Below are 4,476 nucleotides of genomic sequence, written 5' to 3' on the forward strand. Positions count from 1 at the left end.
CTCCGAGAACCGGATAGGAAGTGAATTACTCCAAGTATCTGAAGTATCTCACAAAAGTTAGAGTTTGACTATCCGGTTGGTTATAAAGCGCTTACTCTATTCTTTGTTCTTCTATAGATGCTATTGTTTTTAAATCCATATAAACATATTTTTTTGCATTTTTCTTTAATATAATCATGTTTTCTCCTAATGTATATTATATCGACAATATTTTACTATAATTCATAAAATAGTTCAAATGTTTGGTTCTTCCGCAAAAGTTAGTATCAGATTAACTAATAATCTGGAAAACTCTTTATTTATCGGCACTGGTAAAAAGAATTTCCTGTGAATTACTAAGAATTGCGGAAGAACCCCGCCGCACCGTAATATTCATTTCGCCCTTCAGAAGCTCGATAACGAGGTCTGATTTAAATTTGGCGGTAAAACTTCTTCTTTGTCTGGACATAGTAATGAATCCTCTCTTTCGCATTGATTTTAGTATATCAGATTCATTAAAAATTGTCCGGAAAAGTGTCTTAATTTATGAGGCCATTATAATACATTAAGTGTCAATTATTTTGGAAGTCTAGAATTTTGTTTTGGATCGTCTAGAAAAATTGAGTTAATTACTTTTATTTTTCCTTTTTTCGAATCTGAAATTTATTCCTGTCCAACGTTTCACTAGAAAATGTACTTTATCTATGTCCAACGCATCAAAATTCGATATGCTTGAATTAAGTATAAGCGTTTGCTTGAATTCTTCAAAGGACTTTTTGTCTCTACCTGTCCCCCTTGTAAAATCATATACGTCATGCTGAATATTTTTTTGCATTTCGTATAACATATAACAAGCATCTACAGTTTGAGGTATATAATCTTGAGAAATATAACTATATTCGATAAGAATCCTTCCCTTAGTGTATGTCATATGAAGAAGTGTTTCATCAATATTTTTAGCCTTTGGATACTGTTCAGCCAATTTAATAGCCCGAGTAATATTTAGAAGAGCTTCAGTTAATGTAGCTCTAGCTTTCTTATAATTCCTATGCCCAATTTCGACTCGGGCTATCTGAAGTTTCCCTTTTGCTTTCTGATGCAAAAATTGGTAACTATCAGACAGAATCGGCAATAATTTATCATAAATTTTGTTCATCAAGGCTGAAGAATTTTTAAACCATCGCTGATTAAATAAAGTTTGAATATGATCAAAAAAATAATAAGGTTCACAATTTTGATAAAATTTTACATCATCTTCTTTATAAATTACTCGGTAATCTTTAATAATACTTAAATACGCATCTGCAATTATTTCACTGTTTTTTCTATGAGATTTTGCATAGGCAGAAAGCGCACGTATAACCCAATATTTTGAATTGCAAACAAATTCATATCCAGAAGATTCTCCGCTATATACTGAATAATCCTTTTCTATTACAGATGCTCCATTTAACTTGCGACAACATGTTATTATTTCATTACAAGCGCCATCAATTCTAAATTGTATACCACGTTTAGCTGGGATTCTAGTTTCAGTTGCAAGCATAATGAGTGCTTTAGTCCGTCTTTTGGGATTTTGAGATAATAATTCTTTTTGCGGCTCTAAAAAGAAAGCATCAATCTCAGAACCAACCATTAGTTCTTTTTGATTGCGTACAATATAATCAAGTATTGTTTCATTCTTTACATATGGCGGTAAGCTAATTGCACCAATTTTTTTATTAAACTCAGCTTCTTCAGGATCCTCAAACACACTCTTGATCCAGAATTGCCGAAATTCTCGAGCTACATTGCGTGCTTCAAAAATGTATTTATACATCGGCGCATCTGAAGCATCAATAACAATTACAGCAGTGGAATTATTTCTTTTAATTTGATCTAATCTCTTTTCAGTACAAATAGTTTTGATTTGAGAAGTAGTAAGTGATCTTGCATCAAAACAGTAAAGAGAATTCTTTTTTTCTAGCAAAGCTTCTAATTGCCTTTCGGTCAATTTTGATCCCGATGGAAAAATATAAACCTTCTTCGCCATAAAATATTTTGCAACTTCAAGCAAAAAAAATGTTTTCCCACTAAAAAAGTTCCCTGTAATAAAACACAATGGTTCTGGCTTGGAAATAAAATCTATTACCTTATGCAGCTCTAATCTATTCACATAGTAACTTGGCATAATTATTTTATGTACGTCAAGGAATTTCCAAACCAAATTCTCTTGAAACAAAAAATCACGACATGTAGTAGCATCCATCTTAGAAGTATCAAACTGCATAGCTGAATACTTTTCCAGAAAAGTATCAATTCCAGGTTGCGGAATTTTTGCAGTGATCTTGGCTAAATCTTCAAAAAACGCTTTTGATTCTTCCTCAGAAAAAATACGTAATACATGTGTTACACCGTATTGTGATAACATATCTTGTTGTCTTAATGAAAAAGAGGATGTTGGGGCCTCTTCATCAGTTTCATAGCTAATATAGATAATTGCTTGCTGTTTGGAATCTATATCTCTTACTTTTTCTTTAATTGCTAATTGAGACGAATATAATAAATCCAATTCTTCCGACAAACTACACCCAAAAAATAAAATACTCTTAGACGCAAACGCAGTCAATAACTCATTTAACATGCTTCTATTTTGATCGTTCATCATGCTTTCAATATATTGATCCCTACTTAAAATAAAATACTTTCGATCTTCTGTATCTATATATTTTTTCGCATCGCCATGCAATTTATATACTTTTGTTTTTTCCCGCGAAAAATAGCGATTAATCCGATCATAGGGAATAACCGAATAGTAATCACGACTATAATCTTCAATCAAAGAATCATAGTTCAACGTAAACAGGTATGGCCATCGTACTTGTAAAAATGCCTTTTGAAATTCCTTTTGAAAAGTGATATTTTGAAAATTTGTTTCAATGTAGTTGTAAAAAGACTCAAGTCCTTCTTCAGAAATTCTATCATATATGCTCCAAAAAATACCAGCCAGATCAAATAAATTATAGCGTTTTATCGCATTTAAATCTTTTTTTTCATATCCCGAATATTTTTCAATATAATAAAACAATTTTGCATGTAGATCCATTACTGATGGGACTCTACCCCCATTATCAGTTTGTGTATCCTGTGAAAAGCCTGTACCTATCACAGGAATGAGTACATGCTTTTCTAATAGATTTTTACATAATTCAATGGCTTTTTTTCTTTCTTCTTTTTGCTGAATATTTAAAATCTCCATAATTTTCCCCTGTTCTTTAACTCGCCCATATATCTGTTTTTGCAATCTTTTTGAAATTGTAAAAACAGATATATACCAAATTAATTGTTTTTATACCGGGCATATCCTATACCAATATACACAATTTTATGACATTTGCTATGCATAAACAAAGAATCCAAAGCCGTCCTAAGAATTCTATATAAACCCGAGGATACCATTATGTGTACTGTCCCAAAAACAACAGACATTTACAATCAATATTATTTATTAAACAGTATTTCTTGACGCCAGTAGTCTAAAGTTTCTTTTAATGTCTGATCCATGGGAATCTCCGGTTTCCATGGGACGCAGCTCTGGAGCCGGGAGATATCCGCCTCAATAATGGGGATATCCAACGGCCGCAGCCTTGACGTTTCCACTTCCACGGTAATAGGGACTGTGGACAGCTTGAGTATATTGTCCAGAATGGATCGTATACGGATCGCATGGCCGCTTCCGATATTATAAGTCTGACCTTTCTCCCCATGCTGGATCAGCAGCCCGTAGGCTCGTACCACGTCACGGACGTCGGTGAAGTCTCTTTTAGCCTCCAGATTTCCTACATGGATCACCGGTTCCAGGCCCAGCTTTTCAATCCGGGCCACCTGCCGGCAGAAATCCGACACCACAAAGATGGGGGCCTGCTCCGGCCCGATATGATTAAATGCCCGGACCAGGATAATATCCAGGCCATAGGCCCGGGCATAGATGGCTCCCAGCATATTCTGGCAGGCCTTTGTGGCCGCGTAAATGTTTCCCGGATTTAAAGGGGTGTCTTCCCTGACCGGCGTCTGATCCGGACGGATATAACCATATTCTTCTCCGGAACCGATGCACAGGATACGGGGATGCTGGCCGATCTCCCGGATCACGTTAAACAGGTTCAGGCAGCCCTTGATATTAATGTCCACCGTCAGTTCCGGGTTCTTCCATGAAAGAGCCACGGAACTTTGGGCAGCCAGATAAAATATATAATCCGGAGCGATCCCTCCTAAAATTTCAGCGGTGTTCTCTTTATCAAGAATGTCCAGGTCATACACTGCCGCAAGGTCCGTCTCCAGTGTTTCATGTGCCAGTTTGGTGGCATAAAGCTCCCAATCGTAAGTCTCATGGAGATGTTGGATGAGATATTTGCCTACAAAGCCGGCAGCGCCAATAATTAACGCTCTCATAGTCATTCCTGCCTTATAAGTTTGCTGCTTTGACTTCCTTTTCCACAAGTTCCATATCGTTCTTTA

2 protein-coding genes are annotated in these 4,476 nt (G+C 35.7%); both read right to left on the bottom strand.

The window, feature by feature from the left end:
* Positions 1–604: 604 nt before the first annotated feature.
* Positions 605–3,217, bottom strand: a complete 2,613-nt coding sequence (locus HNP82_RS17560; RefSeq protein WP_183776795.1) for an SIR2 family protein — start codon at positions 3,215–3,217, stop codon at positions 605–607.
* Between the two features lie 242 nt (positions 3,218–3,459).
* Complete coding sequence (locus HNP82_RS17565) at positions 3,460–4,410, bottom strand: GDP-mannose 4,6-dehydratase (protein ID WP_183776796.1); 951 nt, start codon at positions 4,408–4,410, stop codon at positions 3,460–3,462.
* Between the last annotated feature and the right edge of the window lie 66 nt (positions 4,411–4,476).

This window comes from Catenibacillus scindens (assembly GCF_014202115.1).
In the GTDB taxonomy this organism is placed as follows: Bacteria; Bacillota; Clostridia; order Lachnospirales; family Lachnospiraceae; genus Catenibacillus; species Catenibacillus scindens.